The sequence below is a fragment of the Kosakonia pseudosacchari genome (assembly GCF_900184035.1).
Lineage (GTDB): Bacteria > Pseudomonadota > Gammaproteobacteria > Enterobacterales > Enterobacteriaceae > Kosakonia > Kosakonia pseudosacchari.
This window is the reverse complement of sequence record NZ_FXWP01000004.1, coordinates 94102-118011: the sequence shown is the minus strand read 5'-3', so window position 1 is coordinate 118011 and position 23910 is coordinate 94102. Positions and strand designations below refer to the sequence as shown.

The following is a 23910-nucleotide window of genomic DNA, read 5'->3' as shown; positions in this document are numbered from 1 at the left end:
GGCAACGGATTATAAGTAAAGCAGTGAATGGCAGATGTTGCGAGGCACAAAACAGGCTCCCGCGCGGATGCGGGAGCAGAAAGATCAATTCAGACCGCGTACCGAGGCGATAAACTGCTGCAGTTCCGGTGTTTTCGGCTGCGTAAAAAAGGCTTTGCTGTCGCCCTGCTCCCAGACTTTTCCCTGATGCATAAACACCACGCGGTCACCCACTTCGCGCGCAAAATTCATTTCATGGGTCACCAGAATCAGCGTCATCCCCTCGCGGGCAAGCTGCTCCAGCACGCGCAGCACCTCGCCGACCAGTTCCGGATCCAGTGCCGAGGTAATTTCATCGCACAGCAGCACTTTCGGTTTCATCGCCAGCGCACGGGCAATCGCCACACGCTGCTGCTGACCGCCGGAAAGATTGGCGGGATAGTAGTCGATACGCTCGCCGAGCCCCACTTTTTCCAGCATCTCGATAGCCAGCCGACGGCACTCGTCAGCAGGTAATTTCAGCACCCGTCGCGGCGCCAGCATCACGTTTTCCAGCGCTGTCATATGCGGGAACAGGTTAAAGCTCTGGAATACCATACCCACTGAGCGGCTGATCTCACGCGCCTGCGATTCCCGGTCAGTTACCGTCATACCGCCCAGTTTAATACTGCCATCCTGGTAGCCTTCCAGCCCGTTCATACAGCGCAGTAAGGTGCTTTTGCCCGAACCGCTGCGGCCAATAATCGACACCACTTCGCCCATTTCAATGTCGAGGCTTACGCCCTTCAGCACATGGTTGTCGCCATAATATTTCTGCACTTCATTAATGGTGATGAGCGGCATGGAATTTCTTCTCCAGATAACGGCTGTAGCGCGACAGCGGATAACACAGCAGGAAGTAGCCTAACGCCACCAGGCTAAACACTTTAAACGGCGCGAAGGTGACGTTGTTAAGCATGGTGCCGGCTTTGGTGAGTTCGACAAAACCGATAATCGACGCCAGCGCCGTGCCTTTAATCACCTGCACGGAAAAGCCCACCGTCGGCGCAATGGCGATTCGAATGGCCTGCGGCGCAATCACGCGAAACAGTGTTTGACCAAAACTCAGTCCCAGACAACGGCAGGCTTCCCACTGCCCTTTTGGTAATGCTTTGATGCTGCCGTACCAGATATCAAGCAGGAAGGCGCTGGTAAACAGCGTTAGCGCCAGCGTCGCCGCCGTCCACGCGCTGACGTCAATACCAAACAGCGCAAGGCCAAAAAAAGCCAGGAACAGTTGCATCAACAGCGGCGTGCCCTGAAATAACGCGGCATAGGCGCTGATAAACCGTTTTGGTAAGCGCCAGCGGCTAATACGCAACACCAACAGCGGCAGCGTCACCAGCGTGCCGCAGACAAAGGCGATCAGCGACAGCAGCACCGTCCAGCGCGCTGCCAGCAGTAGGTTGCGCAGAATATCCCAGTCGGTAAACGTACTCATTAGCTCTCGCTCCCCAGCCATTTGCGCCCAATTGCCAGCAACAGCTGGCGCATCAACAGCGACAGCATCAGGTACAACAACGTGGTGACAAAATAGACTTCAAAACTTAAAAACGTGCGCGACTGAATCAGGTTGGCCATAAAGGTCAACTCTTCATAAGAGACTTGCGACACCACCGAGGAACCCAGCATAACGATAATGCACTGGCTCACCAGCGCCGGATAAATGCGTTTCAACGCGGGGGGCAAAATCACCCGTAAGAAGGTTTGCGATTTGCTAAGCCCCAATACGCGGGCGGCTTCCCACTGCCCTTTCGGCGCTACCTGGATCCCGGCGCGGATAATTTCCGTGCTGTAAGCGCCAAGGTTAACCAGCATGGCGATCAGTGCCGCTTCACCGGCGGTGAGCTTCAGCCCGAGGCTCGGCAAACCAAACACAATAAAGAACAGTTGCACCACAAAAGGCGTGTTGCGGATAAGCTCAACGTACGCGCCCCAGATGGCACTCATCACACCGGGTTTACCGCTACGCAACGCCGCACCGACGATGCCTATCGCCACACCGCCAACCGTTGCCAGCGTGGTTAAGGTCACCGTGGTCCAAAGCCCTGCCAGCAGCTCCGGCCAGAACGGCCAGAGCGCGGCGAAATCAAGCGACGTCGTCATGCGTTACGCGCCAAAGTTGGCCGGTAAAGGCGCCTGCATCCATTTCTGTGACAGGCTGTTGAGTTCGCCCTCTTTCAGCGCCTGCTCAACCAGCTTGTCGACTTCCGCTTTCAACGCGGGTTCGTTTTTCATCAGTCCGATATAGCACGGCGAATCTTTCAACATAAACTGGCTGACCGGCGCTTTTTGCGGGTTCTGCCGCGCAATGGCCGCCACAACAACGTTACCGGTGGCGAGATACTGGACCTGGCCGGACATATACGCAGAAAGCGTGGTGTTGTTATCTTCGTAGCGCTTCACGTCGGCATCTTTCGGTGCGATATCGCTCAGCACCATGTCTTCCACGGCGCCGCGGGTAACGCCGATAGATTTGCCGCTTAACGCTTTCGCATCGGGCACGGTGGCCTCTTTCGGGCCAAACACGCCAAGGAAGAACGGGGCATAGGCTCGGCTGAAGTCGATCACTTTTTCGCGTTCTGCATTTTTGCCAAGGCTGGAAATGACGAGGTCAACTTTATGCGTTTGCAGGTACGGCACACGGTTAGCGCTGGTTACTGGCACCAGTTGCAGTTTCACCTTCATACCTTTTGCCAGGTATTCGGCCATATCAATGTCGTAACCCTGCGGTTTGAGATCGGTGCCCACAGAGCCAAACGGCGGGAAATCCTGCGGTACTGCCACGCGCAATACGCCGCGCTTCTGAATATCCTGTAATTGATCCGCCATGGCCTGCGAGGTACATGCCATCATTACTGTCGCCACCGCTGCTGCCTTCATCCACGTTTTCATCATCAACACCTCATCGCTCATGAAACAAAAGATTCTTTGAATCACTTTCTGCAACTAATGTGCCAGAACGATATATTCTGACGGAGCGTGACAGACAGGAGGTTTACGGCGTGAACCGAAGGTTGCAGCGCTGCGTCTGCACCACCAAAACGGTGCAGACGCCTGCTGATGGTGCAATCAAATATCGCAGTAGCGAATAAAGCGGTTTAATGCGCTGGAGAGGTGTTTCTGACGATGGTGGATACGCCACAACGTGCGCACCAGACGCGGCAGCGGGATCGGCACTTCCACTAAACTGCCGGTTTCAAGCTGTTCGGCAATCACGCGCCGCGACAGGCAGCTAATGCCCAACCCATGACGCACCGCGTGCTTAATGGCTTCAGAGTTGCCAAGCTCCATGCCCAGGTGAAACTGCGGCAGATGCGAGAGGAGTAAATAGTCGACGATTTCGCGCGTGCCGGAGCCGCGTTCACGCAGGATCCACGGCGCAGCGGCGAGTTGCTCCAGCGTCACACGCCCTTGCAGCAACGGCGATGACGGCGGCGCGAACACTACCAGTTCATCTTCCAGCCACGGCTCGGCGATAATCTCCGCCGTGTGGCACGGGCCTTCGATTAAACCGATATCGACGCGGAAATCCGCGACGGCGTTGATCACGTCCTGGCTGTTGCCCACGCTCAGTTCCAGCGGCAGATCGGGAAAATCGCGGCGGTAGTGGGCAATCACCTCCGGCAGGATGTAGTTACCAATGGTGCTACTGGCGAAGACGCGGATAGCGCCGTTATCTTCGCGAAACAGCTGCTCGATCTCCGTCGCCTGCTCCAGCGCTGCCAGCGCGCGGGGATAAAGCAAACGTCCATGTTCATTCACCACCAGCCGTTTGCCTACGCGGTCAAACAGTTGCACACCCAGTTGCCCTTCCAGATCAGTTAGCGCCGCGCTTACCGCAGATTGCGAGAGCGCCAGTCGCTGTGAGGCCTGCGTAGTGGAGCCGCTTTTCAGCACTTCAGCAAAGACTTCAAGCTGGCGTAACGTTATATGCATAGAGGTCACTTACCACTTATAAAGATTGATTATAAATATATAATCAATTTTACCTTTAAGCCAGTTCGCCTTAACCTTTTCTCCATTGAAAGGAGAAGGTTATGACAGAAATCACGTTACAGATTCGACGCCATCCGGCCTGGCACTTTGTTCCTGGCTTGCTGTTGACCGGCCTGATTACCGCCGCCGCATTATGGCTTGGCGCTATCCCGTCGGTCGCGGGCCTGGGGCTGAGCGCCTTAACGCTGGCTATTCTTATCGGCATGCTTCTCGGCAACACGCTCTACCCGACATGGCACCACCGTTGCGACAGCGGCGTGCTGTTTGCCAAACAGCACCTGTTACGACTGGGGATTATCCTTTATGGTTTTCGTCTGACGTTTTCGCAAATTGCCGACGTGGGGGTTAGCGGTATCGCCATCGATGTGCTGACGCTATCGAGTACTTTTTTGCTGGCCTGTTTTCTTGGGCAAAAAGTATTCGGGCTGGATAAAAAAACCAGTTGGCTGATTGGCGCAGGCAGCAGTATTTGCGGTGCGGCCGCCGTGCTGGCAACCGAACCGGTGGTCAAAGCGGAAGCCAGTAAAGTGACCGTAGCGGTCGCCACAGTCGTGATTTTCGGCACGCTGGCAATTTTTATCTACCCGGCGCTCTACCCACTGCTTGCACAGTGGTTCAGCCCGGAAACCTACGGTATCTGGGTGGGTTCAACGGTACATGAAGTGGCGCAAGTGGTTGCCGCCGGTCATGCCATCAGCCCGGAAACGGAAAATGCCGCCGTGATTGCCAAAATGCTGCGCGTGATGATGCTGGCTCCGTTTTTACTGCTGCTGGCCGCACGCGTAAAACAGCTCAGCCCGCAGCAAGGCGCAGAAAAAAGCAAGCTGACGATCCCGTGGTTTGCGCTGGGCTTTGTGGCTGTCGCGGTGTTTAACTCATTTCATCTGTTGCCAGCATCGGTAGTGAACATGCTGAATACGCTGGATACGCTGCTGCTTGCCATGGCGATGGCGGCGCTGGGGTTAACCACACACATCAGCGCGCTGAAGAATGCCGGGGCAAAACCGCTGGTCATGGGGCTGATTCTGTTTGTCTGGCTGATTGTCGGCGGCGGTGCTATTAACCTGGCAGTTCATCACCTGATGGCATAAACCACTACATCTCCTGCCTGTTGACCCGCTATGATGAGCGTTTTTCCCCTGGCGGGTTTAACAGGAGTTTTTATGAAATACATTGGTGCGCATGTGAGCGCCTCCGGCGGCGTGGCAAATGCCGCCATTCGCGCGGCAGAGATTGGCGCGACTGCCTTTGCGTTGTTTACCAAAAATCAGCGCCAGTGGCGGGCCGCGCCGCTGAGTTCGGAAACTATCGACGAATTCAAAGCCGCCTGCGAAAAATACCACTTCACACCCGGCCAGATCCTGCCGCACGACAGCTACCTGATTAACCTGGGCCATCCGGTGGCCGAGGCGCTGGAAAAATCCCGCGACGCGTTTATTGATGAGCTGAGCCGTTGCCAGCAACTGGGGCTGACGCTGCTGAACTTCCACCCCGGCAGCCATTTGATGCAGATCGACGAAGATAAATGCCTGGCGCGTATTGCCGAGTCCATCAATATTGCGCTGGCACAAACCGAAGGTGTTACCGCAGTGATTGAAAACACGGCCGGTCAGGGCAGCAATCTGGGGTTTAAGTTCGAGCATCTGGCGGCGATCATTGACGGTGTGGAAGACAAATCCCGCGTTGGTGTGTGCATTGATACCTGTCATGCGTTTGCCGCAGGCTATGATTTGCGTACTGAACAAGCCACGGCAGACACCTTTGCGGAATTCGAACGTGTGGTTGGTTTCCAGTATCTGCGCGGTATGCATCTGAATGATGCCAAAAGCACTTTTGGTAGCCGCGTTGACCGCCACCACAGCCTCGGCGAAGGTAATATCGGGCATGACGCGTTTCGCTGGATCATGCGCGATGCGCGTTTCGACGGCATTCCTATGATTCTGGAAACCATTAATCCGGATATCTGGGCCGAAGAGATTGCCTGGCTGAAGGCGCAGCAGACCGCTGACGCCACCGCATAAAAAAGGGCCGCTTAGCGGCCCTTCTCATTTCCCGGGTGTCAGCAATTTCTTATGCTACTTTCGCTACGGCTTCTGTTTCCGGCCGTTTCAGGAAGGCATACACCAGACCCGCCAGCAGCGTACCCGCTACGATAGAGAGCAGGTAGCCCAGCACCGGCGTGATAGCACCTGGGATCAGCAGCACAAACAAACCACCGTGCGGTGCCATCAGTTTCGCGCCAATCGCCATGGAGATAGCACCGGTCAGCGCACCGCCGGCGATACAGCACGGCAGAACACGCATCGGGTCACGGGCGGCAAACGGAATAGCGCCTTCGGAGATAAAGCACAGACCCAGTACCAGTGCCGCTTTACCACCTTCACGTTGACCTTTGTCGAACTTGTTGCGGGCAACAATGGTCGCCAGCCCCATCGCCAGCGGCGGCACCATACCGGCAGCCATAATCGCCGCCATCGGCGCGTAAGTTTGCGTACTCAGCAGACCCACACCAAAGGCGTATGCCGCTTTGTTGACCGGGCCACCCATGTCGGTACACATCATGCCACCGAGGATAGCACCCAACAGGACGGCGTTAGCCGTGCCCATGGTTTGCAGCCAGGAGGTCAGACCCGCGAGGATTTTCGCCACCGGCGTACCGATCAGGTAAATCATCGCCAGACCGACAATCAGGCTGGAAACCAGCGGAATGATAAGAATCGGTTTCAGCGCTTCCATACTCGGCGGCAGCTTCAGGCCTTTACTGATGCCTTTCGCCAGATAGCCCGCGAGGAAACCGGCAATGATACCGCCGATAAAACCCGAACCGGTGCTTACCGCCAGCATACCGCCGATTAAACCCGGGGTCAGACCCGGACGGTCAGCGATGGAGAACGCGATAAAGCCCGCCAGCACTGGCACCATCAGGGCAAAGGCTGAACCACCGCCAATTTTCATCAGCGCGGCTGCCAGTGTGCCTTCTTCTTTAAACGCGGTAATACCGAATGCGAAGGAGAGTGCAATTAACAGACCACCCGCTACCACCATCGGCAGCATGTAGGAAACGCCCGTCAGCAGGTGACGGTAGGCGCCCGCGCTCTCTTTCTTACCTTCAGCAGCATCAGCAGAAGGTTTACCCGACGGCTGATAAGGCTTCGCTTCCGCGACGGCTTTATCCAGCTCTTGTGCGGTTTTCTTCAGCGCCAGGCCCGTTGTTGTACGATACATCGGCTTACCGGCAAATTTTGCCAGGTCTACTTCGATGTCAGCGGCAACCACCACCAGATCCGCCTGAGCAACCTCTTCCGGGGTGATAGCGTTGCCCGCCCCCACGGAGCCACGGGTTTCCACTTTCACCCACCAGCCGCGTTTTTTCGCTTCGGTTTCGATAGCCTCCGCCGCCATAAACGTGTGTGCCACACCTGTCGGGCAGGCGGTGACCGCAACAATGCGTTTCGGGCCACTGCTGGTAACGGCAGCCGCCGTTGCGGCAGGCGCGACATACGCCGATGCGTGGTTTTTCGCTTCGCTCAGGAACAGTTCCGGGTGGGCGACTGCGCGATTGATATCGCCCAGCCAGACCTTTTTCCCGTCCAGTGCACTGTCGCCTGGCAGCTTGCTACCCAGCACGATAGCCAGTTCCGCTTCGCCTGGGTTATCAATAAATTGCAGATTTGCTTTCTGCGCCGCCGCGCCCAGCAAGGTCTTCGCCATATAGGCGCGGGCCTGCCCGAGTTCGGAGTCGATTATCAGCAGCGTTTTCATTATGCCTCTCCTGCTGTTAGTTGAAGGGTTTTAAGTCAACTCGCGCCATCATCGCGGCTAACTGGGTACGATCGGTAATACCTACGTTACTCTGACTTACCGCCAGTGCAGCAACAGCGGTGGCCAGGCGTAATGTATGTTCACTGGATTCACGCATCAGCAGACCGTAAATCAGCCCACCGACCATTGAATCCCCTGCGCCAACGGTGCTTACCACTTCCATTGACGGCGGTTTGGCGATCCATTCGCCCGAAGCGTTAACCCACAGCGCGCCTTCTGCGCCCAGTGAAATCACCACATGGGCGATCCCCTGTTCGCGAAGCGCATGAGCGGCTTCAATAACGTCCTTCAATTCTGGCAATTTACGGCCCGCCCAGATTTCCAGCTCACGGCGGTTTGGTTTCACCAGCCACGGCGCGGCTTTCAGGCCGGCTACCAGCGCATCGCGGCTGCTGTCAAAGATAATGCACGGGCACTGACTACGCAGGCGCGTCATCCAGTCGGTAAAGGCTTCCGGAGTGACGCCAGACGGCAGGCTGCCGCTCACGCAAACCATGTCGAACTGACCAAGCCAGGTCAGTGAATCGTTAACAAAGCGCTCCCAGTCAGCCGGGGTAACTTCAAAGCCGGAGAAGTTAAAGTCCGTTACTTCGCCATCTTTTTCCGTCAGCTTCACGTTGATGCGGGTACGCCCCTGCACTACCTGGAAACGGTTGGCAATGCCCAGCTCGCTGAACAGTTGCTGAAAGCCGTCCTGGTTATCTTTACCGAGGAAGCCACCCACGGTGACATCAATGCCAAGGTCTTTCAGCACCTTTGCGACGTTGATCCCTTTACCCGCGGCATGCAGGCCAGTGGTGCGCACAAGGTTAACTTCGCCGCGTTCAATTTCCGGGGTGAAACCCACCAGGTCATAGGCCGGATTCAGGGTAATCGTAGCTACACGTCTGCTCATTTATGCTCCCTCTCCCAGACCAGACGCGATGGCTTCGCCAATCGCTTTCAGCGCCTGTTCAGCATCATCACCCTGCGCGGTGAAACGCAGGCGGTGTCCTTTCTTCACGCCAAGTGCAACAACTTTCATCAGACTCCGTCCATTTGCGGGTTTGCCAGTACCGTCAAGGTTGGTGACGGTGATTTCACTGTTAAATTGCTTGATAGTGTTAACCAACACGGTGCCCGGACGTGCGTGCAAGCCGTGTTCGTTACGCACGACAAACTCCTCGCTCAGCAGGTCTTCAGCCACCGCATCGTCGCTGGTCAGCAGCGCCAGCAGCGTAGCGGCATCGGCGTTCAGCAGCAGATTGGTTTTATTGTTGAGCAGCAGATCGCTAAGACGCTTAAGTACCGCAACTGGCTGTTCGTCGGCCATGGCGACACTGACCAGCAGCGCGGCATGCTCACCTTCCACCTCAAACGGGGTGGCTGCACGACTGACCGCAATTGCGCTCAGCAGGTTGCCTTCAGCACTGTCGTTCAGCCAGATGCCCTGACCCAGGTTCAGCGGTTTCTCGTTAATGGCGCGGGTAACATACGCCGCGTCAACCGCCCCCGCCTCTTTCAGGCGCGCGGCGTTCAGCGCTTGCAGCGTCGTCAGATCGCTGGCGGCAACATCAAGCGTTAAGGTTTCATTATCCAGCTTGAGTGATGCGCTCTGCTTTTCACCCATCAGCAATGCACGCAACTCTTCAGGGGACGTAGCGGACTGCAACTGTGCGGCCACAGAATCATCGCTCAGCACATGCGTCAGCTGACGCAGCAGCCCAAGATGTTCGTCGGAGCTGGCAGCGATACCGATGGCGACATACGCCACCTGCCCTTCGCTCCAGAGGATGCCCTGCGGGAACTGGAAAACTTTCACACCGGTTTTCAGCACTTGATCGCGCGTGTCGGTAGTGCCGTGAGGAATGGCAATGCCATTGCCAAGATAGGTGGAAGTTTGCCCTTCGCGCGCCAGCATGCCATCGACGTAACCGTCGGCGACGTTGCCGGCTGCTGCCAGCGCCGCCGCAATCTGGCGGATGGCATCTTCTTTATTGCTGGCCTGCTGGCCTGGATGGATGTCCTGAACAGATAACTGGAACATGTGACCTCGCTCGCTGAATTGAATCGTTTCAGCTACATTGAGAAAGAGTGCGTCACCGCCGTTGTTCAGACATAACGCGATGACGCTGAAACGTTTCAAGGAGCATTCACTTTTTTTCGTCCGTAAGCAAGAATTCTCTCATTTTGCGTTGCAGAATTTTGAGGTTCAGCACATTTCGCCCGCGCGTAAGGTAAATTTGCTGAAGTGACCTTTCCGTTCAGCAATCCACTTTCAGCTTTCGTCAGCCTGAATGAATTCCGGGAAAAGGATTTGGATTTTTTGTCGCAAATATTGCTTAGCAGGCTGTGTTTTTTTCATGCAGCGGCGTACACTCCGCGTCTCGCTTTTGGATCTCATTTAATATGCAAAATTCTCCCGCCGCTGCCCGTCCCGGCGCTTTTGATTTCACCTCGACGGCATTCCTGATTGTCGCCTTTTTAACGGGGATTGCCGGTGCGTTGCAAACGCCGACGTTGAGCCTGTTTTTAACCAACGAAGTGCACGTTCGCCCGGCAATGGTGGGCTTCTTTTTTACCGGCAGCGCGGTGATTGGCATTCTGGTGAGCCAGTTTCTTGCCGGACGCTCGGATCGTAAAGGCGATCGCAAGACGCTGATTGTGTTCTGTTGCCTGCTCGGCGTACTGGCCTGTGTGTTGTTCGCCTGGAACCGTAACTACTTTGTTTTGTTGTTTGTCGGGGTTTTCCTCAGCAGTTTCGGCTCAACAGCGAACCCGCAAATGTTTGCCCTTGCGCGTGAGCATGCAGATCGCACCGGACGTGAAGCCGTGATGTTCAGCTCAATACTGCGCGCGCAAGTATCACTGGCGTGGGTGATTGGCCCACCGCTGGCCTACGCGCTGGCGATGGGTTTTGGTTTTTCCACCATGTATTTGTGCGCGGCGGCAGCTTTTATTGTCTGCGGCGCAATGGTGTGGCTGTTCCTGCCAACCATGCGTAAAGAGCCGAAGCTGAAATCAGCGGTGATGGAAGCGCCACGCACTCACCGCCGTGATGCACTGCTGTTGTTCGTGATTTGTACGCTGATGTGGGGCACCAACAGCCTTTATATTATTAATATGCCGCTGTTCATTATTGATGAACTGCATCTGCCGGAGAAATTGGCTGGTGTGATGATGGGTACGGCAGCCGGGCTGGAAATCCCCACCATGCTGATTGCCGGGTATTACGCAAAGCGCTTCGGCAAACGCTTTCTGATGCGCGTTAGCGCCGTGGCGGGCATCTTCTTTTATGCCGGAATGCTGACGGTGCACACCCCCGTCGTATTGCTTGCTTTGCAACTGCTGAACGCGATTTATATCGGCATTCTTGCCGGGATTGGCATGCTCTATTTTCAGGATTTGATGCCTGGCCAGGCGGGTTCAGCCACCACCCTTTATACTAATACCACGCGTGTCGGCTGGATTATCGCCGGTTCGCTGGCTGGCGTGGTGGCAGAGATCTGGAGTTATCACGCGGTGTTCTGGATTGCGCTGGCGATGACGCTGGTTACGCAGGTTTGCCTGAGCCGGATAAAAGATATTTAAGGCGCGGTTTGTTGTTCAAGATCGAGCAGATAAACCATCGCCTGCTCGCGGTTTGCGCCGCACATGTCGCGGCTCGGTTGCAGCCCGGCGCAGACTTTTGGGCGCAGCGGCGAGCCGAATATTTTGCAGCGCTTTTGCGCGTCGAGCTGAACGCAGGGCGTATTCGCGGGCTTGCCGTCAGGCATACCGGGTATCGGGCTACTGATGGACGGGGCGGTACAGCAGGCTCCGCAGTCCGGGCGGCATTCCATAAACGTTCTCTTTTTATCAGGCGCGCGGGGCTGCGCGTGCAGGGCGCAAGCTATCATCTTTTGCCCTCTGAACGCAAAACTCTCCGATTCCACTTGCCTGGAAAGTTCCTCGCGAGTAGTTTGTCGCGATATTTTCGTTATTTTCAATTTACAGGACCCTTGCAATGCCAAGAGCGAACGAAATTAAAAAAGGTATGGTGCTGAATTACAACGGCAAACTGCTGATTGTGAAAGATATTGATATTCAGTCACCGAGCGCCCGTGGCGCGGCAACGCTCTACAAAATGCGTTTTTCCGATGTCCGTACCGGGCTGAAAGTGGAAGAGCGTTTTAAAGGCGATGATATCCTTGATACCGTGACCCTGAACCGTCGTTTTGTCGACTTCTCTTATGTTGACGGCAACGAATACGTGTTTATGGATAAAGAGGATTACACGCCGTACACCTTCAATAAAGAGCAGATTGAAGAAGAACTGCTGTTTATTCCGGAAGGCGGCATGCCGGATATGCAGGTTCTGCTGTGGGACGGCCAGTTGCTGGCGCTCGAACTGCCGCAGACAGTGGATCTTGAAATTGTGGAAACCGCACCAGGTATCAAAGGCGCTTCCGCCAGCTCGCGCACCAAACCAGCAACACTGACCACCGGTCTGGTTGTCCAGGTGCCGGAATACCTGACCACCGGCGAGAAAATCCGTATTCATATCGAAGAGCGCCGCTATATGGGCCGCGCCGACTGATAAGCGGGATGCAGTAAAAAAGCCACTTCATTGAAGTGGCTTTTTATTTTCCGACGGTAAACCGGCTTACAGCAGATCGCGGAACAGCGTTTTCTTCAGCGCCAGCTCAACGCCGCGCACTTCCGCCATCCCTTTCAGGCGACCAATCGCCGAGTAACCTGGGTTGGTTTTCTTACGCAGATCGTCCAGCATCTGGTGACCATGATCCGGGCGGAACGGGATCGGACGCAAATCGCCGGCTTTCTTGCGGCGCTGCTCTTCGGTCAGAATGGCGGCAACCACCGACACCATATCCACATCGCCCTGCAAATGCGCGGCTTCATGGAACGTTTTCGGGTTATCTTCGCGACAGGTTGAACGCAGGTGCGTGAAGTGAATGCGATCGCCAAACGTCTCGATCATCCGCACTAAGTCGTTATCCGCACGCACACCGTATGAACCTGTGCACATCGTGAAACCGTTATTGATGCTGTCTACTGCTTCTTTCAGCCACTGCATATCTTCAAGAGTAGAAACGATACGCGGCAGGCCGAGGATCGGGCGCGGCGGATCGTCCGGGTGAACCGCCATACGCACGCCCACTTCCTGCGCAACCGGCACAATAGCGCGCAGGAAATAGGCCATGTTTTCACGCAGTTGCGCTTTGTCGATCCCGTCGTATTCCGCAAGGCGCGCATGGAACTGCTCAAGGGTATAGCCCTCTTCCGCGCCAGGCAGACCAGCGATGATATTGCGCGTCAGCTTTTCGACTTCCGCTTCAGTCATGGTGTTGAAGTAAGCCTGCGCCTGGCGCTGCTCTTCTTCGCTGTAGTCAGCTTCTGCGCCTTTGCGCTTCAGGATATGCAACTCAAACGCGGCAAAAGCAATCTGGTCAAAACGCAGCGCTCTGGAACCGTCCGGTAGTTCATATTCCAGATCGGTACGCGTCCAGTCGAGGATCGGCATAAAGTTGTAGCACACGGTATCAATACCGCAGGCTGCCAGGTTGCGGATACTCTGCTGATAGTTGGCAATCCAGGTATCGTACTGCCCGGTATGGGTTTTAATATCTTCATGCACCGGAATACTTTCGACCACCGACCAGACCAGCCCTTTTTCCGCCAGCAGCGCCTGACGCGCTTTGATCTCGTCAACCGGCCAGACCTGGCCGTTCGGGATATGGTGCAGTGCGGTCACGACGCCCGTCGCGCCTGCCTGACGCACATCATCAAGCGACACCGGATCGTTCGGTCCATACCAACGCCAGGTTTGTTCCATTGCCTTACCCTCTACAAAGTTGTTATACCAATACACACAAACATATGACGACTACCATACATGCTTAATTACAGCGGTCAAATCTTCCCACAGCAATGATTGATCCAGCTCACATTCCCCGGATAATTACGGCATACCAATTCTTTTTGCTGTCATATAACTTTACACTGCGCATTGTTAATTATTGGTTAATCAGGTGTATATAGATGAAGACAATCGCCTCCGTAACGCTGCCCGCCAGCGTACAGCAACCCCAGTATGACCGCACACAACTGCGCTCGCGAATTGTGCACTTTGGTTTTGGCGCATTTCATCGCGCGCATCAGGCATTGCTGACCAACCGGGTGCTTAACGCGCAAGGCGGTGACTGGGGGATCTGTGAAATCAGCCTGTTCAGCGGCGATGTGCTGATGTCCCAGTTACGCGAGCAGAATCATTTATACACCGTGCTGGAAAAAGGGGCGGAGGGAAACCAACCGATAATCATTGGCGTGGTGAACGAATGCCTGAACGCGAAACTCGACTCGCTGCCCGCCATTATTGAAAAATTTTGCGAACCGCAAGTGGCGATTGTTTCCCTGACCATCACCGAGAAAGGCTATTGCATCGATCCTGCCAGCGGCAAACTGGATCTGCATCAGCCGCGCATCGAACACGATCTCCAGCACCCAGGCGAACCGCACTCAGCGCCAGGGATTCTGGTTGAAGCGCTCTCCCGTCGCCGTGAACGCGGGTTGCCGCCCTTTACGGTACTCTCCTGCGATAATATTCCCGATAATGGTCATATTGTTAAAAATGCCGTACTCGGAATGGCGCAAACCCGCTCACCGGAACTGGCGCAGTGGATAGAGGAACATGTAAGTTTCCCGGCTACCATGGTGGACCGCATTGTTCCGGCGGCAACAGATGAATCACTGGCGGAAATTGGCGAAGCGCTGGGGGTATTTGATCCGTGCGCCATCAGTTGCGAGCCATTCATTCAGTGGGTAATTGAAGATAATTTCGTTGCCGGACGTCCCGAATGGGAAGTAGCTGGCGTACAACTGGTGCAGGATGTGCAGCCGTGGGAGCAGATGAAGTTACGTATGCTCAATGGCAGCCACTCTTTTCTGGCCTATCTCGGCTACCTGGCAGGCTTCGCGCATATTAATGACTGCATGCAGGATGAGCTCTTCCGCACGGCGGTGCGCCGCCTGATGCTCCAGGAACAAGCCCCGACGCTGCGTATTACCGGCGTTGATCTTACCGCCTATGCCGATAGCCTGATCGACCGTTTTGCTAACCCGGCGCTGAAGCACCGTACCTGGCAAATCGCCATGGACGGCAGCCAGAAGCTACCGCAGCGTATGCTGGACGGTGTTCGGGTACATTTGCAACGAGAAACGCAGTGGCCGCTGTTAGCGCTGGGCATTGCGGGCTGGATGCGCTACGTCAGCGGCGTGGATGACGCCGGTAACAGTATTGATATTCGCGATCCGCTGGCGGATAAAATTCACGCGATTGTTGAAACCAGCAGCGTCGATGAACGCGTAACGGCACTGCTGACGCTCAAAGAGATTTTCGGTAGCGACCTGCCGCTCAACCCGACGTTTGTTAATGCCATTAATGACGCATGGCAGATGCTCACCACCGAAGGTGCGCATGCCGCGGTAAAACGCGCACTCGGTAATTAACAATTTCTGCTACTAAAGCGGACGGTTAGTGCTTTTACGCCGTCCGCGCCCTTCTCTTTTCGCACTTTTTTCGCCAGGATCGTCAGTCATGTTTAAATTTTGTTGACGCCTGGAGATCTTGTGACCAAAACCAACCTCATCACCGGCTTTCTCGGAAGCGGTAAAACCACGTCGATTTTGCATTTGCTGGCCAATAAAGACCCGCAGGAAAAATGGGCCGTGCTGGTGAATGAATTTGGTGAAGTCGGCATTGATGGCGCGCTACTGGCTGACAGCGGTGCGCTACTAAAAGAGATCCCGGGCGGATGTATGTGCTGTGTGAATGGCCTGCCGATGCAGGTGGGTCTGAATACGCTGCTGCGCCAGGGGAAACCTGACCGCCTGCTGATAGAACCGACCGGGCTGGGCCACCCAAAACAGATCCTCGATATGCTCACCGCGCCGGTGTATGAGCCGTGGATTGACCTGCGCGCAACGCTCTGCTTGCTCGATCCCCGCCAGTTACTGGATGAAAAAGCACTTCACAACGAAAACTTTCGCGACCAGTTAGCGGCGGCGGATATTGTTGTCGCCAATAAACAGGATCGCGCCACACCGCAGAGCCAGCAAGCGCTGGAGGCGTGGTGGGCCGAGTTTGGTGGCGAGCGCTTACAGGTCAGTGCGACCCAGGGCGCTATTGATGGCGCTCTGCTTGATCTTCCTCGCCGTAACCTGCGTGCGCTGCCTTCAAGTGCCGCGCATAACCATGCTCACGATGAGAAGAAGGGGCTCGCGGCATTAAGCTTGCCGGCACACCAGCGCTGGCGTCGCAGTCTTAACAGCGGCCAGGGCCATCACGCCTGCGGCTGGATTTTTGATGAAGAAACGGTGTTCGACACCATCGGTTTGCTGGAGTGGGCACGGCTTGCGCCGGTCGAGCGGGTGAAAGGGGTGATGCGCATTCCGGAAGGATTGCTGCGCGTTAACCGCCAGGGGCAGGATCTGCATATCGAAACGCAAAACGTTGCGCCGCCGGACAGCCGTATCGAGTTGATCACCGCCTCGGAGGCCGACTGGAACACACTTCAATCCGCTTTGTTGAAGCTTCGTTTAAGTCAGTAACACTAACGTTGCCGCCGTGTTAATTGAAAATAGACTCGTAATGAAAACTCGTTTACCACTAATTTTACTGTTGAACGCCGCAGGGCTGGCGCTATTTATTTCCTGGTACCTCCCTGCTAACCACGGTTTCTGGTTTCCGCTGGACGCCGCGATGTTCCACTTTTTCAACCAGGGTCTGGTGGAAAACCGCGCTTACTTGTGGCTGGTAGCGCTTACCAATAACCGCGCCTTTGACGCCTGCTCGCTGGTAGCAATGGGCTGTTTAATGCTCGCTTTCTGGTTAAAAGAAGATGCGAGCGGACGACGCCGTATTCTGATGATTGGCCTGGCGATGCTGCTGATAGCCGTGGTGATCAATCAACTGGCGCAGAATCTGATGCCCGTCAAACGCGCCAGTCCGTCGCTGTTCTTTACCGATATTCACCGGGTTAGTGATTTGCTCAACTTCCCCACCAAAGACGCCTCGAAAGACAGTTTCCCTGGCGATCACGGCATGATGCTGCTTATTTTCGCTGGCGTAATGTGGCGATATTTCGGCCGAAAAGCGTTGGGTGTTGCCCTGATTATTTTTGTGGTTTTCGCCTTCCCGCGCGTGATGATTGGCGCACACTGGTTTACCGATATTGCTGTCGGTTCTCTCTCGGCTGTTTTGATCGGTTTGCCGTGGTGTTTACTAACACCACTTAGCGACAGAATTATTTCTGCCTTTGATCATTTCCTGCCCGGAAATAACAAAATTTAAACAACTTCCGATTATCAATAACGCGCATTCATCAGAGATCGTTTTCGATCTCTGATGCCTAATCCCGGCTTTTGCCTAATTTTGTCATTTTCTCGTCACGGCAATCTGCCTATAAAAGAGCAATTTGCACGCTATTTAAGCCAAATTGGTTATTTTTTATTCAATTCTGAGAATTCACTTTCTGTATCATAATTTCTTATAAAAAATTAAAGAAAACCGCTCGCCATGCCGAAGATGTTCAGGTAACCTCGGTTCGTCTTGTCGCAAAGAGTGCTCTTATTCTCATTGCGCGTAAATTTGTGCGTTCTTCCACAAAATTACGTCAGAGCGTTTGTCTCGATGCATTCAGATAATTAATCTCGCTGCGTTGGCATTTTTTATAACGATATTTATCGTTAAGGACTTCAAGGGAAAATAAGCAACATGGTCAAATCTCAGCCGATTTTGAGATATATCGTGCGGGCGATACCCGCGATTGCAGTAGCGGTTCTGCTTTCAGCTTGTTCGACAAATACCGCAAAGAACGTGCATTCTGAGACGCTTGCTGTGGGCGAAGACAACTCTTCACTGCAAGCCTCTCAGGATGAATTTGAAAATATGGTTCGTAATCTGGACGTAAAAGGCCGCATTATGGATCAATATGCTGACTGGAAAGGCGTTCGCTACCGTTTAGGCGGCGACACCAAAAAAGGCATCGATTGTTCCGGCTTTGTGCAGCGTACTTTCCGTGAACAGTTTGGTTTAGAGCTGCCGCGTTCCACCTGGGAACAGCAGGAAACAGGCAAGTCTATTTCGCGCACCAGTTTGCGCACAGGCGATTTAGTTCTGTTCCGTGCGGGTTCTACCGGCCGACACGTTGGCATTTATATCGGTAATAACCAGTTTGTTCATGCCTCCACCAGCAACGGCGTCATGATTTCAAGCATGGATGAGCCGTACTGGAAGAAGCGCTATAACGAAGCGCGACGCATCCTGACACGCAGCTAATTGCTTAATGCCGGTTTTCCCTTGGCTGACGTTAAGTATAAAAAAACACTGCTCCGGCAGTGTTTTTTTATGCCTGCATTATGCTATACGAACCTTTTCAGGTTATAGTCCGACTCTGTCACTACGCCGCCCCGAGCACTTACAATGGGCCCAACGCTATGTTCACCCGCCATTTTTCCGTTAATCGAAAAATTTTGCTGACCAGCCTGCTTATCGGTCTGTTTTCAGCATTAATCGCGAGTGGCTGTCAGTTTTGGTTCGAACAACAGCGTCGGGAAGCCAGATACGATACGCTGCTCACGAATATGCAGTCCTGGCTTACGGACTATCTCAACGACATCCGCGCCACTGCCGAATCACTCCAGCCACTCACGCTGAATGATTGCCACGCCGTCACCAGCGAGCTCACTTCCCGCGCCGCATTCAGCATGAATGTGCGCGCTTTTTTACTGGTGAAAGATCGCCTCGCCTTTTGCTCCTCAGCCACCGGTGAGATGAGCCTTGCGATGAAAGATCTGGTACCGGAAATCGATCTCGATAAAACCAGCGATATGGTGTTTTTACCCGGGACGCCAATGATGCCGGATAAACCCGCCATCGCGCTCTGGTTTCGCAGCCCATTACTGGATCATCGGGGCGTATTCGCTACGCTGAACATCAATCTGACCCCCTACAGGCTTTACACCTCGCAGCAACCGGATTTAACCGGCATCGCCCTGGGTATTGGCGATCGGGCTGTCTCCACGTTTTCCAGCGGGCTTCTTAACCTGAGCAATATGCCTCAGCCCCCTTTTCTGACCACCCGGATTGAAGATTCGCCAATTACGCTTTATCTCTACGCCGAAAAGTGGCGTCCGGAAGATATACAATTTGCCGCGCTGCTGGGCGCCACCTTTGGCATGCTGGTAGCATTGCTGAGCGCTTTCATCCTTAACACGCAATTGCGCCCCGGCAGAGAGATCCTCACGGCCATTAAGCGCGACCAGTTTTATGTCGTTTATCAGCCCGTTATCGGCGCGAAAGATCTGAAAGTGACGGGTATCGAAGTGCTGATGCGCTGGCGGCATCCCACCGCAGGAGAAATATCGCCTGACGCTTTTATTCACTTTGCCGAAGCGCAGCAGCTTATTGTGCCGCTGACATTGCATCTGTTTGACCTGATTGCTCGAGATGCGCCCGTATTACAAACGCTGCTCCCGCCGGGCGCAAAAATGGGCGTTAATATCGCGCCAGGCCATTTGCATGCCGCCAATTTCCTTGACGATATCCGCGACTTCGCCCACTCCCTGCCCCCACACCATTTCAGTATTGTGCTGGAAATTACCGAGCGGGATATGCTGCGCTATACGGAAGTGACCAAACTGTTTGAGTTGCTGCGCAACGAAGGTTATGAAATCGCTATTGACGATTTTGGTACCGGGCACAGTGCATTGATCTATCTGGAGCGCTTTACGCTTGATTATCTGAAAATCGACCGGGGTTTCGTTAACGCCATCGGTACAGAAACCGTGACATCGCCGGTGCTCGATGCCGTTCTGACGCTGGCGAAGCGGTTAAATATGCTCACGGTTGCCGAAGGTGTCGAAACGCCAGAACAAGCCAGGTGGCTACGCGAACACGGCATTCATTATATGCAGGGCTATTTTTTCAGCCGACCGCTGACACTGGAACAGTTTGTCGCATGGCATCCGCCAGAGTTCACCACCATGCTTTAGCGTGAATCATTTCACATCAGACCAGGCCTCCCTTATTATTCAACGATAAGTAGTCAGCGAGCCTGTCGCGTTGCAGGTCAAAGGAACACACCGGATGAAGTTTGTGCGCATTTCAGCTTTATTGCTGGCTTTTGTCGGCCTGACATGTCAGGCGCAAACCATAAAAGAGAGCTACTCATTTGCCGTTATTGGCGAGCCAAAATACGCGATTAGTTTTTCCCATTTCGATTACGTGAATCCCGCCGCGCCCAAAGGCGGCAACGTCACGCTGTCCGTGATTGGCACATTCGATAATTTCAACCGCTACGCATTACGCGGGAACGCGGCGGTGCGCACCGAATCACTCTATGACGCCCTGTTTACCACCTCGGATGATGAACCAGGCAGCTATTACCCGCTGGTCGCTGAAATGGCGCGCTACGCCGATGATTATTCATGGATGGAGATCAGCATCAATCCGCGGGCGATATTTCATGACGGTTCACCGATCCGCGCCAGCGACGTTGCGTTTACCTTTCAGAAGTTTATGACCGAAGGCGTGCCGCAGTTCCGCCTGGTCTACAAAGGCACGACGGTAAAAGCCATTTCGCCGCTTACCGTGCGCATTGTGCTGGCGAAACCGGGTAAAGAGGACATGCTCAGCCTGTTAACGCTACCCATAATGCCGGAGAAATTCTGGAAAGATCATAAGCTGAGCGATCCGCTTGCCCGTCCGCCGCTGGGCAGTGGGCCTTATCGCATCAGCACCTGGCGCATGGGGCAATACATTGCCTACACCCGCGTTCGCGATTACTGGGCGGCGAATTTGCCGGTGAATCGGGGGCGCTGGAATTTCGACAATATTCGTTATGACTACTACCTCGATGACAACGTGGCGTTCGAGGCGTTCAAAGCGGGTGCTTACGACCTGCGCAGCGAAGGCGATGCGAAAAACTGGGCGACACGCTATATCGGCAGCAATTTCAGCCGGGGCTATATCGTTAAAGATGAGCAGCCCAACACCTCCGCGCAGGACACGCGCTGGCTGGCGTTTAACACCACGCGTCCGGTCTTTAGCGATCGCCGCGTACGCGAAGCGGTATCGCTGGCCTTTGATTTTGAATGGATGAACAAAGCGCTGTTCTACGGGGCATACAGCCGCGCCAACAGCTATTTCCAGAACACGGAATATGCGGCGCGTAACTATCCTGATGCCGATGAACTGACGCTTCTGGCGCCGTTAAAAGCGCAAGTGCCGCCGGAAGTGTTTACCTCTATTTATTCGCCTGCGAAATCAAACGCGGATGGCTATGACCGCGAAAACCTGCTGAAAGCCGATAAACTGCTCACTGAATCCGGCTGGATACTGAAAAATCAGCAGCGCGTTAATGCCAAAACCGGGCAGCCCTTCACCTTTGAACTGCTGCTGCCCTCCGGCGGCAATACGCAGTGGGTTTTGCCGTTTCAGCACAACCTTGCTCGGCTTGGCATCACCATGGATGTGCGCCAGGTCGATAACTCGCAGGCCACCAATCGCCTGCGCAGCCGCGACTATGACATGATGCCGAGTCTGTGGCGCGCGCAACCGTGGCCGAGCGGCGATTTGCAAATCTCCTGGAGCTCGCAATATATCAACTCTTCGTATAATGCTGCGGGCGTCAAAAACCCGGCGGTCGATAAGCTAATTGAGCAGATCAACCGCTGGCAGGGAAACAAAGAGAAATTACTTCCGCTTGGACGGGCGCTTGATCGCGTGCTGACCTGGAACTATTACATGCTGCCCATGTGGTATATGGCAGCCGATCGCGTCGCCTATTGGGATAAGTTTTCCATGCCCGGCATTCGCCCCGTCTACTCCCTTGGCTTCGACACCTGGTGGTATGACGTAAACAAGGCGGCGAAACTGCCCGCTGCCAGACGTTAAGGAGAAGAGATGGGCGCGTATCTCATTCGCCGGTTATTGCTGATCATTCCTACGATTTGGGCAATTATCACCATCAACTTTTTTATTGTGCAGATCGCCCCCGGCGGCCCGGTCGATCAGGCTATCGCGGCGATTGAGTATGGCGATCAAAGCAACCTCCCCGGTAGCGGCGGTGGCGGAATGGGTGCCACACATGCGCGCACCGGCGTCGGCGATGCGTTGAGCAATAACAGCCACTATCGCGGTGGTCGCGGCCTTGATCCGCAAGTCATTGAAGAGATCAAAAAGCGCTACGGCTTTGATAAGCCAATGTACCAGCGCTATTTCAAAATGCTGTGGGATTATGCGCGTTTCGACTTTGGCGACAGCCTGTTTCGCAGCGCGTCGGTGTTACAGCTGATTAAAGACAGCCTGCCGGTTTCGGTGACCCTTGGTCTGTGGGGCACACTCATTATCTATCTGGTGTCGATTCCCCTTGGTATTCGCAAGGCAGTCTATAACGGTAGCCGCTTTGACAGCTGGAGCAGTGCGCTGATTATCGTCGGCTACGCCATTCCCCCTTTTCTGTTTGCCATCTTGTTGATTATTTTCTTCGCGGGCGGCAGCTATTACGACTTCTTCCCGCTGCGCGGGCTGGTGTCGACCAATTTCGACACGTTGCCGTGGTATAAGCAAATCACCGACTACTTGTGGCACATCGCGCTACCGGTGCTGGCAACAGTGATTGGTGGTTTCGCCGCGCTGACCATGCTGACCAAAAACGCCTTCCTTGATGAGATCCGTAAGCAGTATGTGGTAACCGCGCGCGCCAAAGGTGTCAGCGAGCGCAATATTATGCGCAAACATGTGTTTCGTAACGCCATGCTGCTGGTGATTGCCGGGTTCCCGGCGACGTTTATCAGCATGTTTTTTACCAGTTCATTGCTGATTGAGGTGATTTTTTCCCTTAACGGGCTGGGGTTGTTGGGTTATGAAGCCACCGTCTCGCGGGATTATCCGGTGATGTTTGGCACACTCTATATTTTCTCTTTGATCGGCCTGCTGCTGAATATCCTCAGTGATATCACCTATACGCTGGTGGATCCGCGCATCGATTTCGAGGGGCGCTGATGATTCAATTAAGCTACATCAACCGGGCGCGCTGGGCGCGTTTTCGCCATAACCGCCGCGGCTACTGGTCGCTGTGGATTTTCCTGGTGATTTTTATTCTGAGCCTGTGCGCCGAGCTGGTGGCTAATGATAAACCCCTGCTGGTACGCTATCAGGGACAGTGGTTCACGCCCGTGGTGAGAGATTACAGCGAAAGCGATTTTGGCGGCCCGTTCGCGACGCCTGCTGATTACCAGGATCCGTGGCTGCAAAAGCAGCTTGAAGATCACGGATGGGTACTCTGGGCACCGGTACGTTTTGGTGCGCGCAGCATCAATTACGCCACCACGCAGCCGTTCCCTTCCCCGCCTTCGGCGCAAAACTGGCTGGGGACCGATGCGAACGGCGGAGACGTGCTGGCGCGACTCCTTTATGGCACGCGCATCTCGTTACTGTTTGGTTTAATGCTGACCCTCTTTTCCAGCGTTATCGGTATTCTGGCTGGTGCCGTACAGGGTTATTACGGCGGCAAAATCGATCTGCTCGGCCAGCGCTTTATTGAAGTCTGGTCAGGATTACCCACACTGTTTTTAATCATCTTGCTTTCGAGTGTGATCCAGCCGGGTTTCTGGTGGCTTCTCGGCATCACGGTGGTGTTCGGCTGGATGACGCTGGTGAGCGTCGTGCGCGCCGAATTTTTGCGTACGCGTAATTTCGACTATATCCGAGCCGCTCAAGCTATGGGCGTGGGCGATCGCGCCATAATCTTGCGTCATATGCTGCCGAACGCGATGGTCGCGACGCTGACCTTCCTGCCGTTTATTCTTTGCGGCTCGATCGGCACACTTACCTCACTCGATTTCCTCGGCTTTGGTCTGCCGCTCGGTTCACCGTCGCTCGGCGAATTGTTATTGCAGGGCAAAAACAATTTACAGGCACCGTGGCTGGGTATCGCCGCTTTTGTCTCTACCGCTCTGCTGCTTTCGTTGCTGATTTTTATTGGCGAAGCCGTGCGCGACGCGTTTGACCCCAATAAGGCGGTGTAA

Annotated in this window: 22 protein-coding genes; 12 read left to right on the top strand and 10 right to left on the bottom strand. The window is 54.6% G+C overall.

The window, feature by feature from the left end:
* Nucleotides 1-84 precede the first annotated feature (84 nt).
* The 5 genes from BN2591_RS00585 to yieE all read right to left on the bottom strand — a co-directional run bounded on the left by BN2591_RS00585 (nt 85) and on the right by yieE (nt 3957).
* Nucleotides 85-822: an amino acid ABC transporter ATP-binding protein gene (locus BN2591_RS00585; protein WP_086868180.1), complete on the bottom strand. Its 738-nt coding sequence runs from the start codon at nt 820-822 to the stop codon at nt 85-87.
* A complete protein-coding gene (locus tag BN2591_RS00580) occupies nt 803-1459 on the bottom strand; it encodes an amino acid ABC transporter permease (RefSeq protein WP_086868178.1) in 657 nt (218 codons plus the stop codon). The genes BN2591_RS00585 and BN2591_RS00580 overlap by 20 nt, the downstream gene beginning before the upstream one ends.
* Nucleotides 1459-2124, bottom strand: a complete 666-nt coding sequence (locus BN2591_RS00575; protein ID WP_017459775.1) for an amino acid ABC transporter permease — start codon at nt 2122-2124, stop codon at nt 1459-1461. Before BN2591_RS00575 ends, BN2591_RS00580 begins: the two co-directional genes overlap by 1 nt.
* A gap of 3 nt (nt 2125-2127) precedes the next feature.
* Nucleotides 2128-2901: a transporter substrate-binding domain-containing protein gene (locus tag BN2591_RS00570; RefSeq protein ID WP_086868404.1), complete on the bottom strand. Its 774-nt coding sequence runs from the start codon at nt 2899-2901 to the stop codon at nt 2128-2130.
* Nucleotides 2902-3090: 189 nt separating this feature from the next.
* The gene (yieE, locus tag BN2591_RS00565; protein WP_086868176.1) at nt 3091-3957 is read right to left on the bottom strand and encodes a DNA-binding transcriptional regulator YeiE; all 867 of its coding nucleotides are present in this window, start codon (nt 3955-3957) and stop codon (nt 3091-3093) included.
* 101 nt (nt 3958-4058) lie between these two features.
* Here yieE and BN2591_RS00560 point away from each other — a divergent pair, with 101 nt between their 5' ends.
* Nucleotides 4059-5108 (top strand): YeiH family putative sulfate export transporter, encoded by a 1050-nt coding sequence (locus BN2591_RS00560; RefSeq protein WP_086868174.1) that lies wholly within the window; start codon nt 4059-4061, stop codon nt 5106-5108.
* Nucleotides 5109-5180: 72 nt separating this feature from the next.
* On the top strand, nt 5181-6038 hold the full coding sequence (nfo, locus tag BN2591_RS00555) for a deoxyribonuclease IV (RefSeq protein WP_086868172.1): 858 nt from the start codon (nt 5181-5183) through the stop codon (nt 6036-6038).
* A gap of 49 nt (nt 6039-6087) precedes the next feature.
* Here the strand turns inward: nfo and fruA are convergent, their stop codons facing one another.
* From fruA to fruB, 3 genes are read right to left on the bottom strand one after another with little or no spacing between them, the layout of a single operon-like run.
* Complete coding sequence (fruA, locus tag BN2591_RS00550) at nt 6088-7779, bottom strand: PTS fructose transporter subunit IIBC (RefSeq protein WP_086868170.1); 1692 nt, start codon at nt 7777-7779, stop codon at nt 6088-6090.
* Nucleotides 7780-7795: 16 nt separating this feature from the next.
* On the bottom strand, nt 7796-8734 hold the full coding sequence (gene fruK / locus BN2591_RS00545; RefSeq protein ID WP_086868169.1) for a 1-phosphofructokinase: 939 nt from the start codon (nt 8732-8734) through the stop codon (nt 7796-7798).
* A complete protein-coding gene (gene fruB / locus BN2591_RS00540; protein WP_086868402.1) occupies nt 8735-9865 on the bottom strand; it encodes a fused PTS fructose transporter subunit IIA/HPr protein in 1131 nt (376 codons plus the stop codon).
* A 362-nt stretch (nt 9866-10227) separates the two neighbouring features.
* Between fruB and setB the strand changes: the two genes are divergently transcribed.
* Nucleotides 10228-11409 carry a sugar efflux transporter SetB gene (gene setB, locus BN2591_RS00535; RefSeq protein ID WP_086868167.1) on the top strand — a complete coding sequence of 394 codons (1182 nt, stop codon included), beginning with the start codon at nt 10228-10230 and terminating at the stop codon, nt 11407-11409.
* On the opposite strand, the gene BN2591_RS00530 is transcribed toward setB, so the two are convergent.
* Nucleotides 11406-11660, bottom strand: a complete 255-nt coding sequence (locus tag BN2591_RS00530; protein WP_017458533.1) for a YkgJ family cysteine cluster protein — start codon at nt 11658-11660, stop codon at nt 11406-11408. The two genes, setB and BN2591_RS00530, sit on opposite strands and share 4 nt — an antisense overlap.
* Before the next feature lie 164 nt (nt 11661-11824).
* Here BN2591_RS00530 and yeiP point away from each other — a divergent pair, with 164 nt between their 5' ends.
* Nucleotides 11825-12397, top strand: a complete 573-nt coding sequence (gene yeiP / locus BN2591_RS00525) for an elongation factor P-like protein YeiP (RefSeq protein ID WP_017458534.1) — start codon at nt 11825-11827, stop codon at nt 12395-12397.
* Between the two features lie 66 nt (nt 12398-12463).
* Here the strand turns inward: yeiP and uxuA are convergent, their stop codons facing one another.
* Nucleotides 12464-13654, bottom strand: a complete 1191-nt coding sequence (gene uxuA, locus BN2591_RS00520) for a mannonate dehydratase (protein ID WP_086868166.1) — start codon at nt 13652-13654, stop codon at nt 12464-12466.
* 206 nt (nt 13655-13860) lie between these two features.
* On the opposite strand from uxuA, the gene BN2591_RS00515 reads away from it, so the two are divergent.
* The 8 genes from BN2591_RS00515 to BN2591_RS00480 all read left to right on the top strand — a co-directional run bounded on the left by BN2591_RS00515 (nt 13861) and on the right by BN2591_RS00480 (nt 23910).
* Entirely contained in the window at nt 13861-15327 is a 1467-nt protein-coding gene (locus BN2591_RS00515; protein WP_086868165.1) for a mannitol dehydrogenase family protein, read from the top strand.
* 120 nt (nt 15328-15447) lie between these two features.
* Complete coding sequence (locus tag BN2591_RS00510) at nt 15448-16428, top strand: CobW family GTP-binding protein (protein WP_086868163.1); 981 nt, start codon at nt 15448-15450, stop codon at nt 16426-16428.
* A gap of 40 nt (nt 16429-16468) precedes the next feature.
* Entirely contained in the window at nt 16469-17170 is a 702-nt protein-coding gene (locus BN2591_RS00505) for a phosphatase PAP2 family protein (RefSeq protein WP_086868162.1), read from the top strand.
* A 423-nt stretch (nt 17171-17593) separates the two neighbouring features.
* On the top strand, nt 17594-18157 hold the full coding sequence (gene mepS, locus BN2591_RS00500; protein WP_017458539.1) for a bifunctional murein DD-endopeptidase/murein LD-carboxypeptidase: 564 nt from the start codon (nt 17594-17596) through the stop codon (nt 18155-18157).
* A gap of 158 nt (nt 18158-18315) precedes the next feature.
* Nucleotides 18316-19872, top strand: a complete 1557-nt coding sequence (locus tag BN2591_RS00495; RefSeq protein WP_086868161.1) for a cyclic di-GMP phosphodiesterase — start codon at nt 18316-18318, stop codon at nt 19870-19872.
* Between the two features lie 94 nt (nt 19873-19966).
* Nucleotides 19967-21775, top strand: coding sequence for an extracellular solute-binding protein (locus tag BN2591_RS00490; RefSeq protein ID WP_086868159.1), 1809 nt, complete (start codon nt 19967-19969; stop codon nt 21773-21775).
* A 9-nt stretch (nt 21776-21784) separates the two neighbouring features.
* Nucleotides 21785-22885 (top strand): microcin C ABC transporter permease YejB, encoded by a 1101-nt coding sequence (locus BN2591_RS00485; protein WP_086868158.1) that lies wholly within the window; start codon nt 21785-21787, stop codon nt 22883-22885.
* The gene (locus tag BN2591_RS00480; protein ID WP_086868156.1) at nt 22885-23910 is read left to right on the top strand and encodes a microcin C ABC transporter permease; all 1026 of its coding nucleotides are present in this window, start codon (nt 22885-22887) and stop codon (nt 23908-23910) included. Before BN2591_RS00485 ends, BN2591_RS00480 begins: the two co-directional genes overlap by 1 nt.

What these genes read in the sequence shown, in the direction of transcription:
- BN2591_RS00480 (WP_086868156.1), top strand. Translation starts at nt 22,885, where the DNA reads ATGATTCAATTAAGCTACATCAACCGGGCGCGCTGGGCGCGTTTTCGC.
- setB (WP_086868167.1), top strand. Translation starts at nt 10,228, where the DNA reads ATGCAAAATTCTCCCGCCGCTGCCCGTCCCGGCGCTTTTGATTTCACC.
- BN2591_RS00585 (WP_086868180.1), bottom strand. Translation starts at nt 822, where the DNA reads ATGCCGCTCATCACCATTAATGAAGTGCAGAAATATTATGGCGACAAC.
- BN2591_RS00575 (WP_017459775.1), bottom strand. Translation starts at nt 2,124, where the DNA reads ATGACGACGTCGCTTGATTTCGCCGCGCTCTGGCCGTTCTGGCCGGAG.
- uxuA (WP_086868166.1), bottom strand. Translation starts at nt 13,654, where the DNA reads ATGGAACAAACCTGGCGTTGGTATGGACCGAACGATCCGGTGTCGCTT.
- BN2591_RS00580 (WP_086868178.1), bottom strand. Translation starts at nt 1,459, where the DNA reads ATGAGTACGTTTACCGACTGGGATATTCTGCGCAACCTACTGCTGGCA.
- mepS (WP_017458539.1), top strand. Translation starts at nt 17,594, where the DNA reads ATGGTCAAATCTCAGCCGATTTTGAGATATATCGTGCGGGCGATACCC.
- yeiP (WP_017458534.1), top strand. Translation starts at nt 11,825, where the DNA reads ATGCCAAGAGCGAACGAAATTAAAAAAGGTATGGTGCTGAATTACAAC.
- BN2591_RS00515 (WP_086868165.1), top strand. Translation starts at nt 13,861, where the DNA reads ATGAAGACAATCGCCTCCGTAACGCTGCCCGCCAGCGTACAGCAACCC.
- BN2591_RS00530 (WP_017458533.1), bottom strand. Translation starts at nt 11,660, where the DNA reads ATGGAATGCCGCCCGGACTGCGGAGCCTGCTGTACCGCCCCGTCCATC.
- BN2591_RS00570 (WP_086868404.1), bottom strand. Translation starts at nt 2,901, where the DNA reads ATGAAGGCAGCAGCGGTGGCGACAGTAATGATGGCATGTACCTCGCAG.
- BN2591_RS00495 (WP_086868161.1), top strand. Translation starts at nt 18,316, where the DNA reads ATGTTCACCCGCCATTTTTCCGTTAATCGAAAAATTTTGCTGACCAGC.
- BN2591_RS00560 (WP_086868174.1), top strand. Translation starts at nt 4,059, where the DNA reads ATGACAGAAATCACGTTACAGATTCGACGCCATCCGGCCTGGCACTTT.
- yieE (WP_086868176.1), bottom strand. Translation starts at nt 3,957, where the DNA reads ATGCATATAACGTTACGCCAGCTTGAAGTCTTTGCTGAAGTGCTGAAA.
- BN2591_RS00490 (WP_086868159.1), top strand. Translation starts at nt 19,967, where the DNA reads ATGAAGTTTGTGCGCATTTCAGCTTTATTGCTGGCTTTTGTCGGCCTG.
- nfo (WP_086868172.1), top strand. Translation starts at nt 5,181, where the DNA reads ATGAAATACATTGGTGCGCATGTGAGCGCCTCCGGCGGCGTGGCAAAT.
- BN2591_RS00485 (WP_086868158.1), top strand. Translation starts at nt 21,785, where the DNA reads ATGGGCGCGTATCTCATTCGCCGGTTATTGCTGATCATTCCTACGATT.
- fruA (WP_086868170.1), bottom strand. Translation starts at nt 7,779, where the DNA reads ATGAAAACGCTGCTGATAATCGACTCCGAACTCGGGCAGGCCCGCGCC.
- fruB (WP_086868402.1), bottom strand. Translation starts at nt 9,865, where the DNA reads ATGTTCCAGTTATCTGTTCAGGACATCCATCCAGGCCAGCAGGCCAGC.
- fruK (WP_086868169.1), bottom strand. Translation starts at nt 8,734, where the DNA reads ATGAGCAGACGTGTAGCTACGATTACCCTGAATCCGGCCTATGACCTG.
- BN2591_RS00505 (WP_086868162.1), top strand. Translation starts at nt 16,469, where the DNA reads ATGAAAACTCGTTTACCACTAATTTTACTGTTGAACGCCGCAGGGCTG.